2 protein-coding genes are annotated in these 2,484 nt (G+C 71.4%); both read right to left on the minus strand.

Features of this window, described 5'->3' with window-relative positions:
- On the minus strand, positions 1 to 1,484 hold a 1,484-nt coding region (locus AB0E98_RS33480; RefSeq protein ID WP_361710251.1), incomplete at its 3' end, for a hypothetical protein.
- The coding region (locus tag AB0E98_RS33485; RefSeq protein ID WP_361710253.1) for a hypothetical protein at positions 1,481 to 2,484 on the minus strand (1,004 nt) is incomplete at its 5' end. The genes AB0E98_RS33480 and AB0E98_RS33485, both read right to left, overlap by 4 nt.

Here is a 2,484-nt window from a genome sequence, read left to right on the forward strand (position 1 = left end):
GACGTCGGGGTGACCGGCGCCGGGCTTGACGATGGGCATCTGCGAGACGCCGTACTCGCGCAGCACCTCGATGGCCTGACCGACCGTCTCCTCGGCTCGGCGGCCTCGCCGAGGGCTGCCAGGTTGGCGGCCTCGCTGCACCGGCCGTCCATCGCGGCCTGGAGGACGTCCTGGTGGCGGGCGTCTATGACGTTGGGAGGCATCTCCCATTCCCATTCGCCGTCGCAGTCCGGGGCGGTCTCTGTGCACGGCGGTGCGTCGAGCAGCTCCTGGTCGACGTCCTCGGCCACGTCGGTCTCCTGGTCGGCGGCCAGGGCCTGCTGTGCCATGCGGCGCCGGGAGGACGTGTCGGTGAGCGCTGCTTCGTCCTCGGTGATGAGCGTCTGGACGATGTCGACGTAGTCGGGGCCGACCTTCCAGACGGCCTGTCCGGGACCCAGAGTCGGGATCTTGTCGATGGCCCAGGCAGGCAGTCCCAGCAGGGCACCGGTGAGGGCGGCCTCTTCCGGCCCGAGGCGCCCGACGTGGGCGACCTCGCACAGCCGCGCCAGGTCCTGCGCCGGGCCGGTCCCGAGGTCGGACAGCGTGTGCATCACGACGTCCAGCGACAGGTTGGCCTTGCGTGAGTTCTTCAAGAGGCGCTGGATGAGTTCGCTGGTGGCCGGGGACAGCAGGATCTGCCATGCCTCCTCGAGGACCAGGTGCCGGTGCCGGGCGGTCGACTGGGGCAGCCAGACATGCTCTGTCCAGCAGGCCACGGCGGCCATGAGCGAGGGGATCGCCGGGGAGTTGCGGTCGAGCCGGGAGAAGTCGAAGGCGATCATGGGCAGGTCGGTCTCGGGCAGGCCCGCGCTGTCGCCGTCGAAAAGGCCGGTCAGGCTGCCTTCGGTGTAGCGGGAGAGGGCGATGGCCGCGCCCTCTCCCCACTCGGTCAGCCGGGCGGCCGGCCAGCGTCCGTCTTCTGGCTCCACCAGGGCATCGACCAGGCCGTTGAGGGACGCGGCCTTGGGGTGGTTGAGGGCGTGCTGAAGTGCGTGGGTGGCCTGGTGGGTGAGTGCGCCGGGCTCCACGGCACTGATCAGTGAGCGGACGAGCTGCTCGCGGACTTGGGGCGGGAAGAGGTCGGAGACAGGGTTGAGGGTGAAAGTGCCGGCCTCGATGACGCGGCCTCCGAGGGAGTGCGTGAGGGCCGCCCACTCACCGGCGTTGTCCTCGCCGAACGAATCGACGACGACGTACTGGTGGCCGTGGTCGAGGATTTCGCGGCGGGCCCGGATTTTCGCCGTGGTGCTCTTGCCGGAGCCGAGACCTCCCAGAGCCAGGGAGTTGGTCGACGGGAGGGCGGCTGCGTCGGTCAGCACGGGGGAGAGGGAGAACGGGCGACCGTCCAGCAGGGAGCGCCCGATCGGGATGCCGGGGAAGCGGGTGCTGGAGGCGACGAGCGGCGCCGTGATCGCGGCGTGGCTGGAGGGCAGGCGGATCACAGGATCGCCCCTTTCCGGGTTGAGGCTCCGTGCGGGGTGGTCATCACGTACGCGCGGTGCTGCTGGCCGGTGAGCCAGTCGAGACTGATGCGGTACCGGTCCGCGAGCAGGGACGACTGCCAGCGGGCGTCGGAGACGGCCTCGGGGCTGTCTCCCCAGACCGTCAGGTAGGCGTCGATATCGACGAGCGTGGCTCCGTCGACCAGCGCGCCGTGGGTCGCGGCGCTGGCCATGCCGTGCGCATCGGCCTTGACCTTGTCCGTGGTGAATGCCTCGGACGCCGCGCTCTGCCACTTCGCGGAGCGGCGGGACTGGCCCGCGGGAAGCGGCCGGTACAGGACGGCGATGGAGCGGTCCTCGGACTGGCCGAGCAGGAGCTTGGGCATGAGGTCGCCGCCGGTCTCGGCGGGCCAGGCCGTGATCCGGGCGGTGGCCGCGTAACGGCCGTCGTCCAGGCAGATCCACCCGGGACCCTGCTCGGTCACGGCGGGTACCGGCTCGGGCTCCACCCGGGTCAGGGCGCCGAGGCCGGCGAACTCTCCCGCCAGGGACTCAATGATGCGGGCAGGCTGGCCGACCAGCCCCTTCGGCACGTGGACGGAGATGGTCTGCGTGTGGTCGGTGTGCTCTTCGACGTCGGCGTGGTGGGTGACGTGGACCTGGATCCCCGCGCTCCGGGCCTGGCTGCCGGCGAACGCCAGCGCGCGGGAGAACGCGTCATGGAACGCGGCTCGTGCCTGCGTGTCCTGCATGGTGCCGTGATCGGGGTAGAGCGTCCACGTGCTGGTCGCACCCGCACTCGCGGTCATGCTGGCAGGGGCGGTGCGTTCGCGTAGACGCCGGTAGCCGACCGTCGCCCACCGGGCGAGGGAGCGCGGTCCGGGCGCGACGTTCAGCAGGGCCGCGCCCGCGCCGACCGCGCCGAACGCCCAGGCTGGCGGCGGGGTGAGCAATGCCGACATGAGCACGGCGCTCCCCACGCCAGCGTTCGCCTTCGTCA

This window comes from Streptomyces sp. NPDC037389 (assembly GCF_040636475.1).
GTDB lineage: Bacteria > Actinomycetota > Actinomycetes > Streptomycetales > Streptomycetaceae > Streptomyces > Streptomyces hesseae.